Source organism: Arthrobacter sp. P1_C12_2 (genome assembly GCF_056406415.1).
Genome location: NZ_JBFUAF010000034.1, coordinates 1 through 16,891, shown reverse-complemented (window position 1 = coordinate 16,891; position 16,891 = coordinate 1). Strand labels below are relative to the sequence as shown.

The 16,891-nt window shown below is 65.4% G+C and carries 13 protein-coding genes and 1 pseudogene; 9 read left to right on the top strand and 5 right to left on the bottom strand.

All coding sequences use genetic code 11. The features are described from left to right. The 4 genes from AC1DZQ_RS21965 to AC1DZQ_RS21950 all read left to right on the top strand — a co-directional run. Positions 1 to 295, top strand: a 295-nt coding sequence (locus AC1DZQ_RS21965; RefSeq protein WP_476965485.1) for a hypothetical protein, incomplete at its 5' end; no start/stop codon positions are given. Positions 296 to 1,731: 1,436 nt separating this feature from the next. Continuing rightward, positions 1,732 to 1,950: a hypothetical protein gene (locus AC1DZQ_RS21960; RefSeq protein WP_476965484.1), complete on the top strand. Its 219-nt coding sequence runs from the start codon at positions 1,732 to 1,734 to the stop codon at positions 1,948 to 1,950. Further along, complete coding sequence (locus tag AC1DZQ_RS21955; protein WP_476965483.1) at positions 1,919 to 5,743, top strand: hypothetical protein; 3,825 nt, start codon at positions 1,919 to 1,921, stop codon at positions 5,741 to 5,743. Before AC1DZQ_RS21960 ends, AC1DZQ_RS21955 begins: the two co-directional genes overlap by 32 nt. Beyond that, positions 5,686 to 6,417, top strand: coding sequence for a hypothetical protein (locus AC1DZQ_RS21950; RefSeq protein WP_476965482.1), 732 nt, complete (start codon positions 5,686 to 5,688; stop codon positions 6,415 to 6,417). The genes AC1DZQ_RS21955 and AC1DZQ_RS21950 overlap by 58 nt, the downstream gene beginning before the upstream one ends. Before the next feature lie 334 nt (positions 6,418 to 6,751). Here the strand turns inward: AC1DZQ_RS21950 and AC1DZQ_RS21945 are convergent, their stop codons facing one another. After that, positions 6,752 to 7,351 carry an IS110 family transposase gene (locus AC1DZQ_RS21945; protein ID WP_476965481.1) on the bottom strand — a complete coding sequence of 200 codons (600 nt, stop codon included), beginning with the start codon at positions 7,349 to 7,351 and terminating at the stop codon, positions 6,752 to 6,754. 1,137 nt (positions 7,352 to 8,488) lie between these two features. Between AC1DZQ_RS21945 and AC1DZQ_RS21940 the strand changes: the two genes are divergently transcribed. Both AC1DZQ_RS21940 and AC1DZQ_RS21935 read left to right on the top strand, forming a co-directional pair. Then, entirely contained in the window at positions 8,489 to 10,366 is a 1,878-nt protein-coding gene (locus AC1DZQ_RS21940; RefSeq protein ID WP_476965480.1) for a S8 family serine peptidase, read from the top strand. A gap of 34 nt (positions 10,367 to 10,400) precedes the next feature. After that, positions 10,401 to 10,655 carry a hypothetical protein gene (locus AC1DZQ_RS21935; RefSeq protein ID WP_476965479.1) on the top strand — a complete coding sequence of 85 codons (255 nt, stop codon included), beginning with the start codon at positions 10,401 to 10,403 and terminating at the stop codon, positions 10,653 to 10,655. Between the two features lie 602 nt (positions 10,656 to 11,257). On the opposite strand, the gene AC1DZQ_RS21930 is transcribed toward AC1DZQ_RS21935, so the two are convergent. From AC1DZQ_RS21930 to AC1DZQ_RS21915, 4 genes and pseudogenes are all read right to left on the bottom strand, one after another. After that, positions 11,258 to 12,157 (bottom strand): copper chaperone, encoded by a 900-nt coding sequence (locus AC1DZQ_RS21930; RefSeq protein ID WP_476965486.1) that lies wholly within the window; start codon positions 12,155 to 12,157, stop codon positions 11,258 to 11,260. Between the two features lie 111 nt (positions 12,158 to 12,268). Further along, positions 12,269 to 12,535, bottom strand: a pseudogene (locus AC1DZQ_RS21925) (tyrosinase family protein); the annotation flags it as partial. Further along, positions 12,477 to 13,082: a tyrosinase family protein gene (locus AC1DZQ_RS21920; protein ID WP_476965478.1), complete on the bottom strand. Its 606-nt coding sequence runs from the start codon at positions 13,080 to 13,082 to the stop codon at positions 12,477 to 12,479. The gene AC1DZQ_RS21920 and the pseudogene AC1DZQ_RS21925, both read right to left, overlap by 59 nt. Positions 13,083 to 13,294: 212 nt before the next feature. After that, positions 13,295 to 15,460, bottom strand: coding sequence for a DNA/RNA non-specific endonuclease (locus AC1DZQ_RS21915; protein ID WP_476965477.1), 2,166 nt, complete (start codon positions 15,458 to 15,460; stop codon positions 13,295 to 13,297). 557 nt (positions 15,461 to 16,017) lie between these two features. Here AC1DZQ_RS21915 and AC1DZQ_RS21910 point away from each other — a divergent pair. From AC1DZQ_RS21910 to AC1DZQ_RS21900, 3 genes are all read left to right on the top strand, one after another. Then, positions 16,018 to 16,287 (top strand): hypothetical protein, encoded by a 270-nt coding sequence (locus AC1DZQ_RS21910; RefSeq protein WP_476965476.1) that lies wholly within the window; start codon positions 16,018 to 16,020, stop codon positions 16,285 to 16,287. A 77-nt stretch (positions 16,288 to 16,364) separates the two neighbouring features. Beyond that, complete coding sequence (locus AC1DZQ_RS21905; RefSeq protein ID WP_476965475.1) at positions 16,365 to 16,607, top strand: hypothetical protein; 243 nt, start codon at positions 16,365 to 16,367, stop codon at positions 16,605 to 16,607. A gap of 9 nt (positions 16,608 to 16,616) precedes the next feature. After that, on the top strand, positions 16,617 to 16,891 hold a 275-nt coding region (locus tag AC1DZQ_RS21900), incomplete at its 3' end, for a hypothetical protein (protein ID WP_476965474.1).

The window sequence follows — 16,891 nt, the reverse complement described above, 5'->3', positions numbered from 1 at the left end:
CAATATCCCGGCACCGTCAACGCCGGCTCTTTTCCAATGGCGAATGCTGCAGGAGTCCGTCGAGTCGTTCGGCACGCCCAGCGAACCCGTCCAGATCACGCCGGGGGAACCACTGGAGTGCGCCACTCTGCGCCAAACGATCGAGGGGCTGAAACCGCAGATCGAAGCGCTTCAAGAGGACCTCCAGAACGCCCCGACGGGCGAAAAGGCCGCCATCGCAGCGCAGATCAAAATGTTGCAACAGGAGAAGACTCGTGCGGTGGCTAGGTCCACAGAACTCGGATGCCCACCCTAGTGCCGCCGGCACGTCAGACTGAGCGGATGCCTCGCCCATGGAGAACGGAACGTGCTTATGCCAGCGATCGCCCAACTACTCCCCGACCGGGACACGAAGGCCTCCGAGATGCAGCCGGTTCTTAGACAGCTCCACTCCAAACCGGGAGGCCTCGGTCATTCCGGAATTCTCACACCGTGTCATCGCACGGACGGATTACACCAACTTGCCCGGTCAGTACAGCTAGTTGGCTTGTTCTTCACATCCGTTCATGGCCTGGGGTCGGAGGACGACATGAACGTCCGGCCTCCGCAGCCCGCCTCGCTGGGGACAGCCAACCGCACCAGCGTCGTTCATCGACGAATCAGCGGGACTCCGCGGTCATGGGGATGGATCGAGGGATCACCAAACCGAGGGGAAACAGGACCCTTCTCGATTAGACCTGCTCCGCCACATACGAGACCGGGCAGCAACCGACGTCAGCCGGGCGTTTTCGATGCTGCCAGAACCGGACTGGCGGCGGCCAGCGTAACCAAGAGTCACGAATGGTTTCGTTCCTTTGTCTGATTCCGCGGTCGCCGGATGCCGCGGCATGGTTGACCGCTTCTGGATGAGTATCTGCGGCGACAAGAGCTCGATCCGGGCAGTAACGTCCCAGTAATGCCTTCGGCGAACCATGGGGGTTCTAGCCCCAATTCGCCCGCATATGTCCGGGTGGGGCTCTCGCGCAATATACGGAGGGGCCCCGAATGCCAGATTTTGATGTGCCGTATGTCATCCACGCTTTCAATGCCAGAGGAGGTAACGGCCGCAGGGACGTCAGCACGGAGGACTATCCTGGGAATCAGCGCTCTCCGATGGAGCGGACTCGTCTAGCGCTGGGGCATATTGCCCGGGGATTGGGGAGTTTCACATTGCCCTTTGCCGCACTCCACAAGCCGCGCAGCGCGTACGTTTCTAGCCGCGCAGCAGGCGGACAAAGTCCCGATGGTCTGGCTGCCCTCCACAGGCTGATCGAGTGCAGGCGCTACAGAGCCAACGAGAGACCCAACGAGCTAGTTCTGACCGAACACCAGATGTACCCCGTCGGCACTGCTATGGCTCTGCGGTCACGGCTATCGACGGCCGGGAACGCACATCTCGTTGGCGCGGAGCGGCTGACGTCTACTGCAGTAACCCGCATAGCAATGTGCTTGGGGACGCAAACGAACAGGTTGCGGGACCGTGCGCTTGTCCAGGCCTTCACCCGGACCCAACTCGACGACCTGCCCGGTGGAGTATGCCGGCACGAGGGGACCGCGGGGGAGACAGACGAGACGAAAAGCTGCGGTGAAGGAAAGGACACGGCCTCGGAAGGCGCCAAGAAGCAAGGGGGCACCGGCGTCGGCGGGTGGTCGGTCGCACCGAAGGGCTGCCGCTGGTGCTCGTCCGATAGCGAGTGGGTTCTCTTGCGGACTGTGACACTCGACAAAGTGGGCGGCATTAGCGGCCTCGACACTACGTACTGGCGGAGGGTGAAACCCGTCGAGGTCCTGTGCGGGGTAGGTGACCTGATGAAGAGGATCATTGATCTCGAGGCAAGCATCGAGCTACTCCAGCCCAAAAACGAAGAGAGCGTGAAGCCCTCCGAGCGAGTCTTGAGCGATGGCGTCGTCACGCCAAACGTCGACTCCTGAACGGGTCGCTGAATCGCGCCGAGGGGCGCAGCCGCCACCTCGGCGCACTGCCGGACGTCCCTCACCGGCCGACCTGCAGCGGAGTCTCGGCAACCGTGCTGTCCACGCCGAAGGCCAGGGCACCGTAGCCGCCAACGGCTTCTACCTCATCTGGGGCACCTGGCGGGAGGGCGACACCGTCCGGACCTACCACGACCGTGTGCTCCGGCAGTGGGTGTCCTGGCGCTTCGGCGGCTCGCTGTCCGCCGCCTCGCGCGGGCAGATTCTGTCCCGCTTGCTGGGCATGCGTTACGAGGTCCTGCAAACCGGACCGGCTCCCGGAACTCAGTACCACACCGTTATCCGGCGAGACCTGATGCGCCGTATCACCGGCATCGCCGAACGCGACCCGCAGGCGCGCCAAGCTGATGAGCGGGAAGAGGCGGCCGGGCTGCTGGCGGGACCGCCGATAGCGGAGACGGCCGGCTCGGCAGGCACGGAGCCCGCCGAGCGCACGGAGCCAGCCGAGCCGCCAGCGACCGGCAGCGAGTTCGAGGGAGGCCTGCTCACGGCTAACGCCCCCGCCATCCCGGCCGCGCTTTCCGGCCCAGACATCGCGCCGACTCGCGCCATCGGCACGTACTTGATGCGCCTAGACTACTCCATCGCCGGCAGCGACCAGCTCTCGCAGGTTGTCGAGGCGATGAACTACGTCCACTACCACTGGGAGCTGTATCGGGTCACCGACCTCGTGCAGGGCGGCTTGGAAGAGCAGATGATGCGCGCCCGCGGGCGACCCACCTCCGCCGCCGACCGGGTCGGACGGCTTGACGCAACAGGCCGGCGGGCCGAACAGGCCGCCGAAACTCTCGCCGAGGAGACCATGGCCAGCGCCCGGGAACTCGCCTCGCCGGTGGACGCCGCCCACGGCGGGACCCCGGCCGAGTTGATCACCCGGGCCCAGGCGAACTTCGCCAGCCTCGAGCTGACGCCCGCGTCGGCCATCGTGTCGATGGGCGGCGTGGCGCTGGGTGCCCTCGCCGATCTCTACGGCGGGGACTTCCACGAGCAGGAGGTCCCATGGCCAGCGACCGAGGGTATCTACATGGTCCGGTGTATCGCCCAGCCCGCCGTCCACGGGTCGCGCCGGCGAGCGGCCAGCGTCGCGGCCAGGCTGGTGCAGGTCCGGCCCGTCGCCAGCCTGGCTCGGGCCGCACTAGAGCTGCCGCACGCGCTAGCGGATGAGAAGGAGCTTGAGCTCGAACTGGCCCGCCGGTCGGGCGCCTCTCCAGAACGGCTGGCGCAACTGCAGACCGAGCTGGCTAACCTGCGCATCCGTGCATCAGGGGCGGCCACCGACGTCATCGCGTTGGAGATCCGGGAGCGGGAGGCCCAGATCGCGCAGACCCCGGAGTGGCAGCGCCGGGACCTGGAACGCCAGCTTGGATCGTTGCGCGAGCAGCAGGAGCACGCCCGCGCCCGAACCGACCGCATGGAGGGGCAGATCTACCGCCCAGAGGCGGCGTTTGTCAGTCGGCTGGACGGCCAGACATACCCGTTGCTGCTTCAGCTGGGCCAAGTGCGGGGTGCCCAGGGTGAAGTGTGGCGGCTCTCTGACGTGTCGACTGCGAACGGTCGTCAGTGGACCGGCCGGGGGGCAAGTGCCACGGAGGCCGTACGCAATGCGGCCCGGCTCATGTCGCGCGGGAACGAGTACGGCCCCGGCAGTCTATCGATTCGCTTTTCGGCCGACGCGCCGTTCGAGGCGGGCGAGCTGCCGCTGACCAACGTCAGCACCGGGGAAGCGTTGGCCCGCCGCCGGCTTGCCGACCTCGCCGCGGTCCTGGTCGTGCTCGGCCTACTCGTCCCCGGCGTCGGCGAGATCGCGGCAGTGGTCGGCGCCGCCGTGGCGGCCGACCGGCTGCTGGACCGCTGGCAGAACGGCAGTCTGCGGATGGACGCCGACACGGTGATGGACATCATCGGCCTGTTCGGCGCCGCCGCGCAGGGAGTCGCGGTCGTGGGGCGGGTCCGCGTGCTACAGCACGCGGACCGATTCGTGCTGGCGTCCACGGCGGCCGACCAGCAGGCGATCCTTGGTGCGCTGCGTAGTGTTCACGACATGAGCGAGCTCGCGGAGCGCGCCGGCGCGGTCGCCAGCTGGGGCGGCTTCGCAATCGGCCAGGGAGTCGTCCTGGGCGGCTTCCTCCGTGTGAACGACGCCGAGCTATCCGGCAGGATGTCCCATGCGGAGGCACGGCGGGCCCGGGCGCAGATCTTCACCAGTGCTCTGCGCGAAGCCACACTGCAGTTCGCCCCGGCGCCGCGAGCACGCGCGGCCGTCGGCGGCGAGCCGACAGCCACTCCGAGCGCGGAGCACCCGCCCATACGACCAGTGGCAGGCGAACCGCACGGGCCGGCCGGCGAGGCGCGGCATGAGCCGGTCGCTGCAAGCGGGCCGGCCCCTCGCCGGCCGATGGAACCGGGGCGGTTGGCTTCCCTGGAGCGCGAGCTGGGTGACCTGGCCGGGCGGGTGCGTATAGTTGAAAACCCCGACATCGGCAGCTCCGTCCTAGTTCGATACCTCGACGGCGTCCTCCACATCGAGATGGGTCCGGAGGCAGGCGTACGTCGGTTGCGGGCGCACCTGGAGACCGCTCGCCTTCTGCGCCAATACGAGGGGCCGATTGGTCTTATCCGCAGGCTGGTTGACCGCATCCGCAGCCTGCTCCGGCTCACGCCTGGCTATGGGACGCGCGGGTTCGAGGCGCGTCTGGAGGTGCGGAAGCTCACCGAAATCAAGACCGCGCTGGAGCAGATACTCCGCGATATCCATGCGCGGGCCATGYGTATGAGTGGGGAGGAGTTGGTCTCAGCTGCCGAGCGCGAGAGGCTGCAACGGGAGCTGTCTGCCGTCGAGATGCAGCTCGCCCAACACCAGGAGCTCGTCAACTCGTACGAGCCGGGCCGGGGTTTCGTCGCCGCGCTGGACCCGGCGACGATGAGCTACTTTGCTTCGGTGGAGCCGAGCCTGCGGACGCTCGTACGCGCGCTCAACCGGGGAGGGCGCCCGGACCTGATCGCAACGATGGCCGAGGTGGCGCGGCTGGAGGCGGCTGGGCGCAACATCCGCGGCTTCGCCGCCTGGGTGCGGGAGAGCGTCAGCCGCGCCCGGGGAACCAGCGAGGCGGAGAACGTGCGGCAGGCCGTCGACAAGGCCTCGGAGCTCGCCGAGATGCTCCGACTCTACAACGACGTGCGTAACGACCCAAGCCAGGTCGTGCGCTTCAACCCGGGCCAAGCGGGTGCCCGATCCTTCGACATCCACGTCGAGGGCGCCCCCGGCGCGGCTCCAGGGGTGTCGGGGCGCCACGTCGAGGTGAAGGAGCACGAGGGCATCCCATACGGTTCTCGGTCGTTGAACAAAGCCATCACGCGCGGCGCGGGCAAGGTCCCGCCCACAGTCACCGGACCGACAGGCCAGGGAAGGCCCTCGACGGAACCGACTCGGGAGGTGACGGTGGTCGTCCCGTGGTTCCTGACCGGATCCCGTGACCTGCCCACCGAATCCGGCATGCGGCGGGTGGACGCCTCCGGGAACTATCAGGCGGTCGGCGGCATGCCCCCGACGCCCCGTGGAGCCGTCGGTAGCATCCCCGCCGACTTGCTCGCGGATTTGCGGGCCGGCCGTGTAGGCGGGGTGGGTGTCGACCGGCTCGACGTGGTGAACATCGTCTCGTCCACGGGCACCCTGCTGTGGCGGTTCGGGAATCTGGGGACCGCCGCCGCCCCGAACTGGCAGCGCACCCGATGACGGCTCCGCCGGTCCTCACGTACGTGCCGCTCAAGTTCAGGGTTCCGGCCGCCGAGCCCGGGGAGGTGTTCGAGGCGGCGCTGCGGCCGCTACGCTGCCTCGCGGGCGTGGTCGAACCTCTGGCCATACGGCTGTGCCTCGGGGCTCGGCCGGCCGACACGCCCTACGTCGATCGGAGGCTCGAGGTCGAGCGGGCCATGTGGCAGCTGCAACGCGAGCATCTCCCTGACGGCGTTGAGCCCGCTATGCCGCCGGGTCGACCCTTCATMGTCGCTACCACGCCAGAGCTGTCCCTTGGCCGGCTGCGCTCGTGGTTTGCCGCGGCGGTCGATCAGCCGTCGCCCTCGCCCGGCGCCGTCATCATGCAACACACCCTGGTGTGCGAGGACCGGCGGTCCCGGCTCCTCACCGCCGGAGGGGCGTCGACCTGCCTCGTCAAAATGGATGAGATGACGCTGGAGCGGGCGCTATCCCGCGAAGGCGTAGTCGCCTTCCCTATGCCAAGGGTGGAGGCCATTCCACCGGTGCGGCTTCGGGTCAGCAACGACGGCGACGCCCTGATCGCCGACCTCTGGGTGTCCTGGACGCCGTGGGCGACGCCGGGAACGGCCGAGGCCGACGCCGTCAAAGCGGCCCTCGACCGGTTGCTCGAGGAAGGCTGGGTGTGGGTGTGAGCTGCCCGTGCGCGAGACCCTGAATAACGGCGAAATGTCGAGGAGACGGAGCGGTCGTAGGACGGTCTGAGACCAATGTCGTGATTCACCGCCTGTCATGGTTGACAAAAACCGCAAAAGCAGTCGGGAGCGCCCCAAGTCCGGGCAAAAAAGAGCCACCCATAAGGCGGGGGCGGATTAGTGCTTGCCGCCACAAGAAGCCGAAGTGCGCAGGTAACGGTCCCAGCACCTCGCCGATTTGGAGATTTAGGTCGGCGATGACACGGGTGTGCCCGTCGATAATGTCCAGATGCATCTTGGTGAGGAAGGCGGGGTGGTTGTTGAACTTGCCCGTTCAGCGCTTCGGGGATCGCGCGCAAGCTTTAGACGGCGAGATCTGCCAGTGCCGCGGAATCGCGCTCACCTCAGTGAGGACCCCGAGCATGGCACGGGAGGAGACACCTGTGAGATCCGTGGCAACGGAGGGGAGCCTGATGCTGGTGACTTCGAGAAGTTTCTCAACGCGTTGGATTTCGCTGGCGCGCTGGCAGTGCACATTGTGCCGCGTTCGGTTCAGGTCACGAAGGCGGCGAATCGGTTCAGGCGGAGCGAGCGAGGCGCGCACGAGCCCGCATGCACCCAACTGGGCCAGCCACGCCACAGCCGCGACGTCGGTCTTGCGCCCGGGCATGTTCTTGACGTGTTGGTCGTTCGCGAGCAACACGTTCAGTCCGTCCTCGTACAGGAAGTGAAACTGTCTCCAGCACTCGCTGGTCGCTTTCATCACCACCAGGGTCACTTGAGCTCGGAGCAGATGCTCCGCCATGGCCAGAAGCTCGTTTGTCGTTGACGCCCACGCCGCGACCGTCGATGCGTATTGGCCGGAGCGGCGCCCCGGAAGGCGCACGCAGACTTTGATGGCGCTTGGAAATATTGATGCCGGCACACTTCTCATGAAGAACGTCCATGACGGTATCCGCTTCCCTTCCTTTGTCCGGATCCATGGGATGACTGTGGGTTCCCGGGAGGGCAGGATGAAGCAGAAGACTCACGCGTGCTCAAGGCAACAATCCACGGTTCCCAACAACCTGATCCCGGAGCCGGACGTGGAGCGGGCACAGCGCGGGACCTGAGCGGTGAATTCAAAGAACAACAGCCGCGGCCAGGCCGGTTCCTCGCAGTGCCAACGGTACTTGGGCCAAAGGACTCCCACAGCGCCGACGACCGGGATGTCCCGGATCCGCTGGAAGCGCCGTTTCTTCCGCCGCGTCGCAATAACAACGCAGCTGAGGCAGCCCGGTGGCTGGTCCGTTCTAAATCACTTGGCGGCTTCTACAATCACTTGGCGGCGCCCATCGGCCAGCAGGCCGACGGATATGACGCGGTAGTCGGGCTGAGGTGCGCCCGTGGCCGCTGCTGGGGTGTAGATCAGCGACAACAGCACGGTGCCGCAACGAAGCCGCGGCAAAGACCGCAACTTCACGAAGACGCTGTCGGAGCATGACTGCCCGGAGCCGTGGCCAGAGTACGTCCACGAGGCCGTTGGCTGGCCGGCCCAACCTCACAGCCTCACGAAGACTGGTCGGCGCCGAGTGGGACCCGCAACCTGATCCGGCCTGCCTCCGTCTTGCGAACGTCCGCGTCGTAACGTCGCAGTAACGATGCGTGGTACAGAGTGGGGAAGGTTGAGCGCAACTGATTGCCGGAGAGGACCGCAGTGCGTTGAATCATCCACACAAATTTCGAGATACTTTCTCAGGTGGAGGGGATCATGACAACCCGACTTGTCCAAGCCTTACCGTGATATCCGCATCGTCGCGACCGGCGGGCGCTCGATGGCATTCCTTCCGCTCAACGGCGTTGACTGTACTGGCCGCCGTGTTTTCGCTAGGACCGGTTTTTGAGGCAGCGGGGCGCCTGGCAACCCCGACGCCACTGGACACTGTTCACCCGTCTTTCGTCCGACCCCGAAGGGGCTGCATGCGGCCCGGTAGGCCGCGCAAACGAATGTTCTTCGCCTTTGGGATCTGCGGCGCGAACCATCCCACGGCTAACAGCGTTGGCCGCCGTTGTGCAGGCCGAAGGCGCCAGCGTGTTTACCGTTTCATCTAAGGAGTTGATAACGATGGTCCAGGGTTTCCCCCCCGATCCCATTCCCCCCGACAACGCCGCCCTCAGCTTTACTCCGCTCAGCGGGCCCGGCGGCGCAGCGCCAACGAACATGGATGTGCGCCTTCAGAAGCTCGTGGCCTGGCGTCAGCACGGAAAGTCCAAGCCGGCCACGGCCGGTACGGCGGCCGACGAGGTTGCCGTCATCGCCAAGGTCACTGATGTCGAAGAGTTTGAGGCTATGCCCGAAGTTACTCCCGGGGTGGTAATAGGAGAAACCGCCGACGACGGCACGGTTATCGTGACCGCTCGTATTCCGGTGGCAAGGCTCCAGAATGTGCGCAGTCAAGAATTTGTTGTCAGCCTCAAGGCCGCACAGCACCTCTCACACCAACTCGAGGCAACCGTACGCGAGATACAGGCCCGGCCCGACGACCTGCCGCAAGGGAACTCCCACGGTGGCCAAGGGGTTGTGGTTGGAATTGTTGATATCGGTTGCGACTTCGCTCACCAGAACTTCCTGGCGGCTGACGGTGCGACACGGATAAAAAAATTGTGGGACCAGAATGCCAGAGGCCAGGGAGAACCGGGCTTCGCCTACGGTGCAGTCTATTCTGCAAACGCCATAAATGCCGCACTCGCTGCAGGAGATCCCTACCGCGTCCTTGGGTACGGGCCCGACCCCAGCGAACCTGCCCACGGTACTCACGTCATGGACATTGCGGCGGGTAATGGCCGGGGTACAGGGGTTCCCGGCGTGGCACCTGAGTCCGAGCTTCTCTTTGTCGACGTGGCCAATAGCGACGTTCCCTGGAGCGGCTCGCAGGTAGTCGGCAGCAACTTTGGTGACTCCGTTCAACTTCTCGAGGCACTGGCATTCATATTCCGGGAAGCCGGACCGGTACCGTGCGTAATCAACGTCAGCCTGGGCACGAACGGCGGGCCCCATGATGGAACGACTTTGGTCGAACAAGGCATCGACCGCCTGCTGGTCCAAGCCCCAAACCGTTCGGTCTGCATAGCTGCTTCCAATTCCTTCGCAGACGGTATCCACGCTGCCGGGACAGTTCCAGCAAACGGCTTCCAGGATCTTGCATGGGTAGTGGCGCCCGGGGACGGGACCCAGAACGAGATGGAGCTGTGGTATTCAGGAAACGCCGCACTACGGCTGGAGTTGGTTTCACCCCAAGGCCAGAGCGTTGGCATCCTCGGGCCTGGTGAGAGCGGTACCGCATCACAGGCAGGACAGGTGGTCCTCTTTGCGGCCAACAGGCTTTCCGATCCCAACAATGGGGACAATACAATCGGCGTCTTCCTCTCTCCCACCGTCTCCTCCGGCCGTTGGATCCTTCGGCTAACCAGTACGACTGGGGCCCCGGTCCCGTTCCACGCCTGGATCGAGCGCGACGACAACGGCCAGTCAACGTTCGAAGAGCCGCTGGATAACACCCATACGGTCGGATCGATCTCGTGCGGGCACAATACGATCGTGGTCGGTTCCTATGACGCCCACAAGCCAGCGAGGCCGCTCTCATGGTTTTCCAGCGCCGGCCCCACCCGGGACGGGCGGCAGAAACCGGAAGTCTCCGCGCCCGGCAATAATGTATTGGCAGCTGCATCCCGGTCCACAAACGGAACCACCCGGATGTCGGGCACCAGCATGGCGAGTCCGGCCGTAACCGGGTGCGTCGCCTTGCTGCTGGCAGAAGCCCTTGCAGACAATCGCTTACTCACCACCGAGGAGATCAGGTCCATTGTCATGAAGGCCGTCCGGTCCGACCCGCCACCGACGGGATTTGACTGGAATGACCGATACGGCGGCGGCCGTCTTTCAGCGACAAACATGCTCAGGGGCCTATAGTTCAAGTGCCGCTGACGCGGCGTAAGCTTGAGACGTGTCGAAACTCTTGCGGTTTGACGACGAAGACGCCAACCATCTGGCCCGGTCCTCGGACGCGTGCGAGTCCGGACTTACCCGGGTCATCGTCAAGGTGAACACGCAGAGGTATGTTCCGACCGGTTTCCGAGTACGCACCCGGATCGATGACGAGCTTTTCACGGCGGAAACGACCGAGGCAGACCTCGCCATCGCGGCTGATGACCCCCAGGTCGAGTCGATCGCCCGCGCACGCAGGCTCGATTTAATCTAAGGCCCACCCTTGCGTCGGGGCAGCGCGCACCTTGTCTCCTTTGACGAGCTCGTAAGTCCAGTTCCCCCGGCCCTTCCTCCGGATGCTGGGCAAGAGGTATGGGCCGGACCTCTGCCCGCACAAAATGGTCTGCCGGCACACAATCCTGATCCGGCACACGCCGCCGTCCTGACGTAGGAGTCAGTGAAGCCGGGCAATGGCCATGAGAAGGCGCTCGCGTGGGCTTCGGGAAAATTCCCTGGCGGCCCGGTGGCCTGCCCATTGACGGACACCGGCAGCCCGCGGGCATGGTTGGCGTCGGCTGCCCGCCCGGAAGGCTGGTGAAGCGGCAGAGCCCCTTTCCGGCCAGGGCCTTGGCCAGACGCACGAGGTCCCCGGCGGCGGCTTTGCGGCCCAGCTGAGGATGCTTGGGCTGCCGTTTGCAGGCATTGACCTTCGAGTGTCGGATACCGGCCGCATTGTCTGTTTCGAGGTGAACCCCTCGTCGGCCTTCAGCTACTACGAGTCGCATACCGAACAGCCGATCGAGGCAGCGGTGGCCTGGTTTCTCAGCCAGGCGGTATGAGCGGCCGCTGGTGCCCACGGCACGGTGACGCGCGAACTCACCCTACCGTCAGGACGAGCGTGGTCGCCGCGGCCACGCCGAGGCAGACCGCCAGAGGCCCCGAGGGTCGGTAGCTCCGCGGAAGCAGCTTTGCGGACGCCATCGCCGCGGTGAGTGCTACCATCCACAGCAGTATCGCGCCCGGCACCAGCGCCATAGCGAGCATGAGCGGCCAGCATACGCCGATGCACGCCACACCCTGGCGCAGGCCGAAGCGTATGTCGCCGGCCACTGCCTGCAGCCCCCGCGGCGGCAGAGGAACTGTGCGGTGGCACGCCCGCCGGAACCGGCGCTGCAGAGGCGAGAGCTGCCACAGCGCGGCCACGGCCAAGGCTGCCGCGAGGGCAGGTGCGTGGGCGACGCTTAGCAGGTCACGGGCGCCGAGCACCACGGCGCCGAACGCCGTCCACACACCGGTGTACGCTGCCAGGAACACCGCGATGGCCCGCTGCCTTCGCCACCGCAGGCTGTTGAGCCCGACGTGCCTAACCGCCGGCCAGACAAGCGGGACCATCATCGCCGTCACCATGACCGCCCAGCCGATGAGCTGGGCCCAAGTATCGGTTACGGCCTCGGCCCCAATGGATGCCCCGGCGTCGTGGTTCGCATGGCCGACGTGCTCGATCCCGAAAAATGACACGTTCCCGATGTAGCGTGGCGCCTCCAAGGAGGGGGCGTCGGCGGTGATGTAGACCTCGTAGACCACGGCGGGAGCGTGCTCCGCGTCAATGTCCTCTAGGTTGAGGTATACGTGCTGCGGCGCGGCAGCCTCGGCGCGGTCGCGGTCGCGTGCCCGGGCCTCGACGGCACGTCGGTCGATCGACACGTCCACGGAAGTGGGGGTGCCCGTGAGCATCAACGGCCGTTCCGATGCACCAACCATCTCGGGATCAGGCATTGCTGGGTCCGCTCCTCGTCCTCGCGCGGTAAGTATCTCCTCGGCCGCCACCGGCGCGGGAATTCCCTCGTACATATATCCCACTTGGGTAGTGTCGAGAAAGTCGCTGACGGGCCGGCTCTCCTGCGCGCCGTTCTCGTCGTGGAAGGCGAACGTCTGGTCCAGCCACTGCGTCTCGGACGGGTTTACTCGGCCATCGCCTTTGTCGAGCCATACCGCCCACAACCGGTCGATATTGCAGTGGTGCAGCCAGAAGATTGGGTCGAGCGCGGCCATGTCCGGGTCGCCCATCCACCCGTTGATTACAGCGTGGACGTCGTTATGGGGCGTGAACTCGAGCTGTCCGTGGGCGGTGAAGAAGTGTGAGCGAGCGGTGATGCCCCCGCCGAAACCGGGGGCCGGCGGGGGGGGGGGGGGTGAATCCGGTGAAGTCGAGCGCGTCGTCGGAGGACGTGACCGACGGCGGCAGTTTGCCGCCCGCGTTGGCAGCGGGCACACGCTCAGTAACGAAGAGCGGGTTGGCCGAGCCGTCCGGCATGGTGGTCTGGCGGAACGCTGGCGGCAGCGCCGCGTGGGCGGGATTGGAGTAGTCCCAGAACGGCAGCGCCCAGTCGTCGGGGCCGCCTTGGCTGACCACCTCAGCTCGAACGATTTGCTCAAAGTAGTGCAGGTACATGCGGTGCCACGGCAGGAAGTACCAGCTGCCGTGTTGGCACTGGTTCCACACCGTGTGCGGCATGGCGGCGCCGCTGCGGCCATGGACGGCGCTGAGGTACTCCCAGCTGGTGGGGTCTTGGAGTGGCCGGGCCTGAAGCACCTTGATCGCGTTGGCGAATGCCAGTGTGATCGGGTCCCACGGCGTCTCCGCCTCAAGCCACCAGACGTTCCGGCGAACGTATCGGGGCTCGTGATCATAGGTGTACATGGAGGGCTCCTTGGCAGATCCGGGTGATGGGCAGTTTCGGCTCTACCTTGTCACCTCGGCAGTTGCCGATGACTTACCGGTTACCGCCGTGGACGGACACGTCGTCTTGGCTGGCGGTTCTATCCAAGCGGTCATCACCTACGTCCGGCGTGTCAGGCCAATCCCGGGTCCACCGTTAATCAGACACTCGCGCCCTGCGACCAAGCCGCGGCTTACAGCTGCAGGTCGTCGAAGGTGTGGAGTTCACGGGCCGGGGTGGGGGTGGCGAGTGCTTCCTGGGCCTTGGGCAGGGACGAGAAGTCGTTGTTCATGGGGTCCCATTCGAACAGGTGGGCGAAGTCCAGACCGGTGAGTTCACTGATCCTTCGGACCGGGACCTGGAAGGTGGCCGGGGTGAAGGTTTCCCTGAGTATGTCCTTGACCAGTTCGTGCTGGCTGATCATGTAGGCGCTGGCCGAGTGACCGCCGTCTGCCTGCCGGAACACTGGGATCTTCCAGAATGCAAGCGGGATCCGGGCTCCCTGGAACTCCGGGTCGCTGGCGGTGAATACCGGGCCGGTGAACACCGTAAGCCGGAGCTTGTCGGCCTTTGCGGTGTCCAGCAGATAGTCCTCAAGGCCGGCCCACAGCGAGGCTCCCTGGTTGAATTTTTTATGTTGGGGAGAGCAGTTGGTGAAATGGAAGGTATCGTCATTGGCTGACCGGGCGACTTTGTCCGGCCCCCAGGCCGGATCGAGGCGGCGGACGAGGTGCCCGCGGTCAAAGTCGTTGTCCGCATAGAGATCCTCACCAATCTGGTCCGCCTGCTCCAACCGCGGGTCGAAGTACCACCTGTCCCGATCACGCTTGGGTGACTGGCTGAGCTGGCCGTCGACGTTCACGACCGTGTAGAGCGCTAGGCGCCTGATGCGTTGCATCACGAGACTGAAGTGGTGGTAGTTCAGCACGGTTGGGTCCTGCCCGTCGGCTGCCCGGCGGTTCTGTGCCGCATCCGCACGTTGTTCCTGCGTCAGGACCGGCAGGGGGACTGGCGTGCCCAGGAACTCCGGGTCGTACCCTGTTCGCCCTGCATAATCGGGATCGATCGCCACGGCCTCTTCGGCCACCGCACTGCCAGTGCCCCCAACCGCGTCCTGATTCTGCCGTGCGGACGTTGCGGCGAGGCCTCCTGCCGGCTGCACGGCGCCGAGCCGGACGGTGATGTGCAGGGGAATGTTGAGGGAAACGGCCCCGTCCGCCGGATCGTCGGGATGTTCCGGCGCCGGTTGTGTCCGGAGCCGGGCCTGCTGTTCCCCGACTCTGGGTTGAGGCGTGACGGGTTGGGAGGGCGGGTTCAAGGCCTCCTCGAGCAGGGTCCGTTGTCCAGCGTTCATGCCGTCGGCAAACTTGGCGAGCCAGGTCAGGATGCTGCTGATGCGGATGCCTTCGTTGGCTATCCATTGGATTTTCAGCTCACCCTGCGTTTCGTCCCACACCGTGCCGTCCAGGGCCAGGATGTCTCCGGCGGCGTTGCGGGCGGGCACCCCAGAGTGATGGAGGCCGAGGATTTCCCACTGGTTGTTGTAGAGCGGTGAACCGGAGGAGCCCGGTGACGTGTCAGTGCGGTATTGCAGGAATTGGTCGAACCGGTCGATGAGTTCGTTTTGCTGCAGGGCCAGCTGTTTCTCCTGGCCGTCCGGGTGTTGGATGATGTTAATCGATTCGCCCAGCAGGATTTTGCCCTGGTCCTTGGAGGCGCGGTTGAAGCCGAAGCCAGCGAGCGGCACCGCTGCACTCGTTCCGTCCGGCCGTGACTGCGCAGCGACCGCGACGACGGTGACATCAAGGTCCGCGTCGGTCTGGAAAAAGGCATCCGGTTCCAGGTCGAACTGGGATGTGGTCAGAGCAAGACCGCTGACACCGTTCTGGAAGTTGAATTCCAGGCGGGAGAAACGGGCCAACTGGGCATCGGGCAGCACGTGGTTGTTCGTCAGGGCCAGACGCGGAGAGATCATGAATCCGGTGCCAAAGCCCCGGATCTGGACACGGTCGCGGACGATGACGCGGCCCACACTGCGGGAGACCGTCATACCCAGTTCCAGGAACGCGATGCCCAGCAGGTTATTCCCGCCGATGATCCGCTCCAGCACATAATCATCCCGTACCGGGTCGCCGCCATCCGGGGAGGGGCCGGCGATCGCGCTGAGTGCGTCCATTACCAGCGGGTGGCGCAGGACCCGCTGGGTGCGCAGCGCCACCCGTTCCGGTGCGTCCACGTTGAGGATACTGCCCTGCCGGGTACGTGCCGCCGCGATCTTTTCTTCCGTGCTCGCCCGTGGGCCCTGCCGTGCCTGGAACCGCGCCCGGGTTGCGGTGATCACGTCTTCCGGTATTGCCATTGGACTGCTCCTTGAATGTTGGACTCCCCGCCCCCTATACATCCCTCCGTGGCTGCAGTGGCGAGGCGAAGCTGTGGAACCTCTTTAAGGCATCTGTCATCACGGTCTCTCCGTAAAGGCATGTGGGCGCAGGCTAACAGCCCGAGTGTTACGGGCGCGTTATCGTCCTGCAGCGATCCGCCGGGAACTGCAGGGCCGGCTGCTCATAAGCCCGCGTTCGTCGTGGCCTTCTTATTCGGAGACAGGTCTGCGGTATCAACACGCTGGATTCGGGGGCTCTGCCGTGGAGTTCGATCTGGTTATTTGCGGCGGCCCATGCGCCGACTGTGGGCACGCAGCGCCCGGAGGAGCCGGCCACGCGAATTCATAGCGGTTGTTGTTGTCCCGCAGCGCCTCGGAGGCAGCCATCCCTTGGAGTATGGCGATGGGCCAGCTAATGGAGGCGAACTGCTTGCCCTTGGCGATCCGTGGCCCTTCAGCCCCCTTCTGGGCCTGACGGAAGACCGTCAGGCCCAGGCTGACCGGGTGCTTGTCGACCTGGAGCAAGAGACTCTCAAATGCCTGAGCATCGGATCGGCATTCGCCGCGCGAGCTTCAACATCCCCCGCGCTGGCGCCATTTGCCTCTCAGCTTCCGCGACCATCGTGGAATGTTGGCGCGCGAACTTGCTTGCCGCGTTCAAGCTTGTCACGATGCGCTGGAAGCCAGACGAGTTCACGATGCTGCTGGTGTCGACCCAGCCCCAACTGATTGTCCTTGCCTCCGACGATCCGTTTGTGCTACCTGAAAGCCATACCGGCCAGCAACGACAACCAAGGCGAGGGTGAGGGAGAAGGGTCTAGTGGTAGCCGTCCGGGCTGGTCGTAACGTTCCCGTAACGCGCCAGCCCTATGGTGCAGCGGTGATGTTAAGAGGTACCGCTATCCATTGCGAACATGAATGGGCTGCTGCGGCTGCGATCCAGCAGGCCCGGACGACGGAGAGCTTCGTTATCGGCACCATTGACGAGAAGGAGCTGGAGGCCCTGCGGGCCCGCGGGCTGATCGGCGACGAACTGCCCCAAGCCGGTCAGGGACTCAACCCGGTCGTCCCCCACGCAGTTGCCGGTGTTGGCGTCGAGCAGCTGAGCAATGACTTCGCGGGCTAGGAGGATTACGTGGTTTTTTCATTGTTTCCGATTCTGCCGGCGGGGCCGGTGGGTGTGCCTGCGGGCGGCCGTGTGGATGCCGGCTTTGCCCAGTTGGCGGGGGAGCCGTTGCCGGAGTTCGCCGGGATTTATGAGCGGATGATGTTCCTGCGGGTGGCGATGATCGGCGGCTCGGCGGCTCCGTCGCTGTTTGTGCGGGCGGGGCAGGGCCCGGCGGTGGCGGTGACGGCGGAGACGCAGACGGTGTTCCGGGCGACGGCGGAGACGCAGACGGTGTTCCGGGC

Bases quoted from the DNA above. Each gene is read 5' to 3' on its own strand.
- AC1DZQ_RS21930 (WP_476965486.1), bottom strand. From the start codon at position 12,157: ATGCCTGATCCCGAGATGGTTGGTGCATCGGAACGGCCGTTGATGCTC.
- AC1DZQ_RS21910 (WP_476965476.1), top strand. From the start codon at position 16,018: ATGCCTGAGCATCGGATCGGCATTCGCCGCGCGAGCTTCAACATCCCC.
- AC1DZQ_RS21915 (WP_476965477.1), bottom strand. From the start codon at position 15,460: ATGGCAATACCGGAAGACGTGATCACCGCAACCCGGGCGCGGTTCCAG.
- AC1DZQ_RS21920 (WP_476965478.1), bottom strand. From the start codon at position 13,082: ATGTACACCTATGATCACGAGCCCCGATACGTTCGCCGGAACGTCTGG.
- AC1DZQ_RS21905 (WP_476965475.1), top strand. From the start codon at position 16,365: ATGTTAAGAGGTACCGCTATCCATTGCGAACATGAATGGGCTGCTGCG.
- AC1DZQ_RS21945 (WP_476965481.1), bottom strand. From the start codon at position 7,351: ATGAGAAGTGTGCCGGCATCAATATTTCCAAGCGCCATCAAAGTCTGC.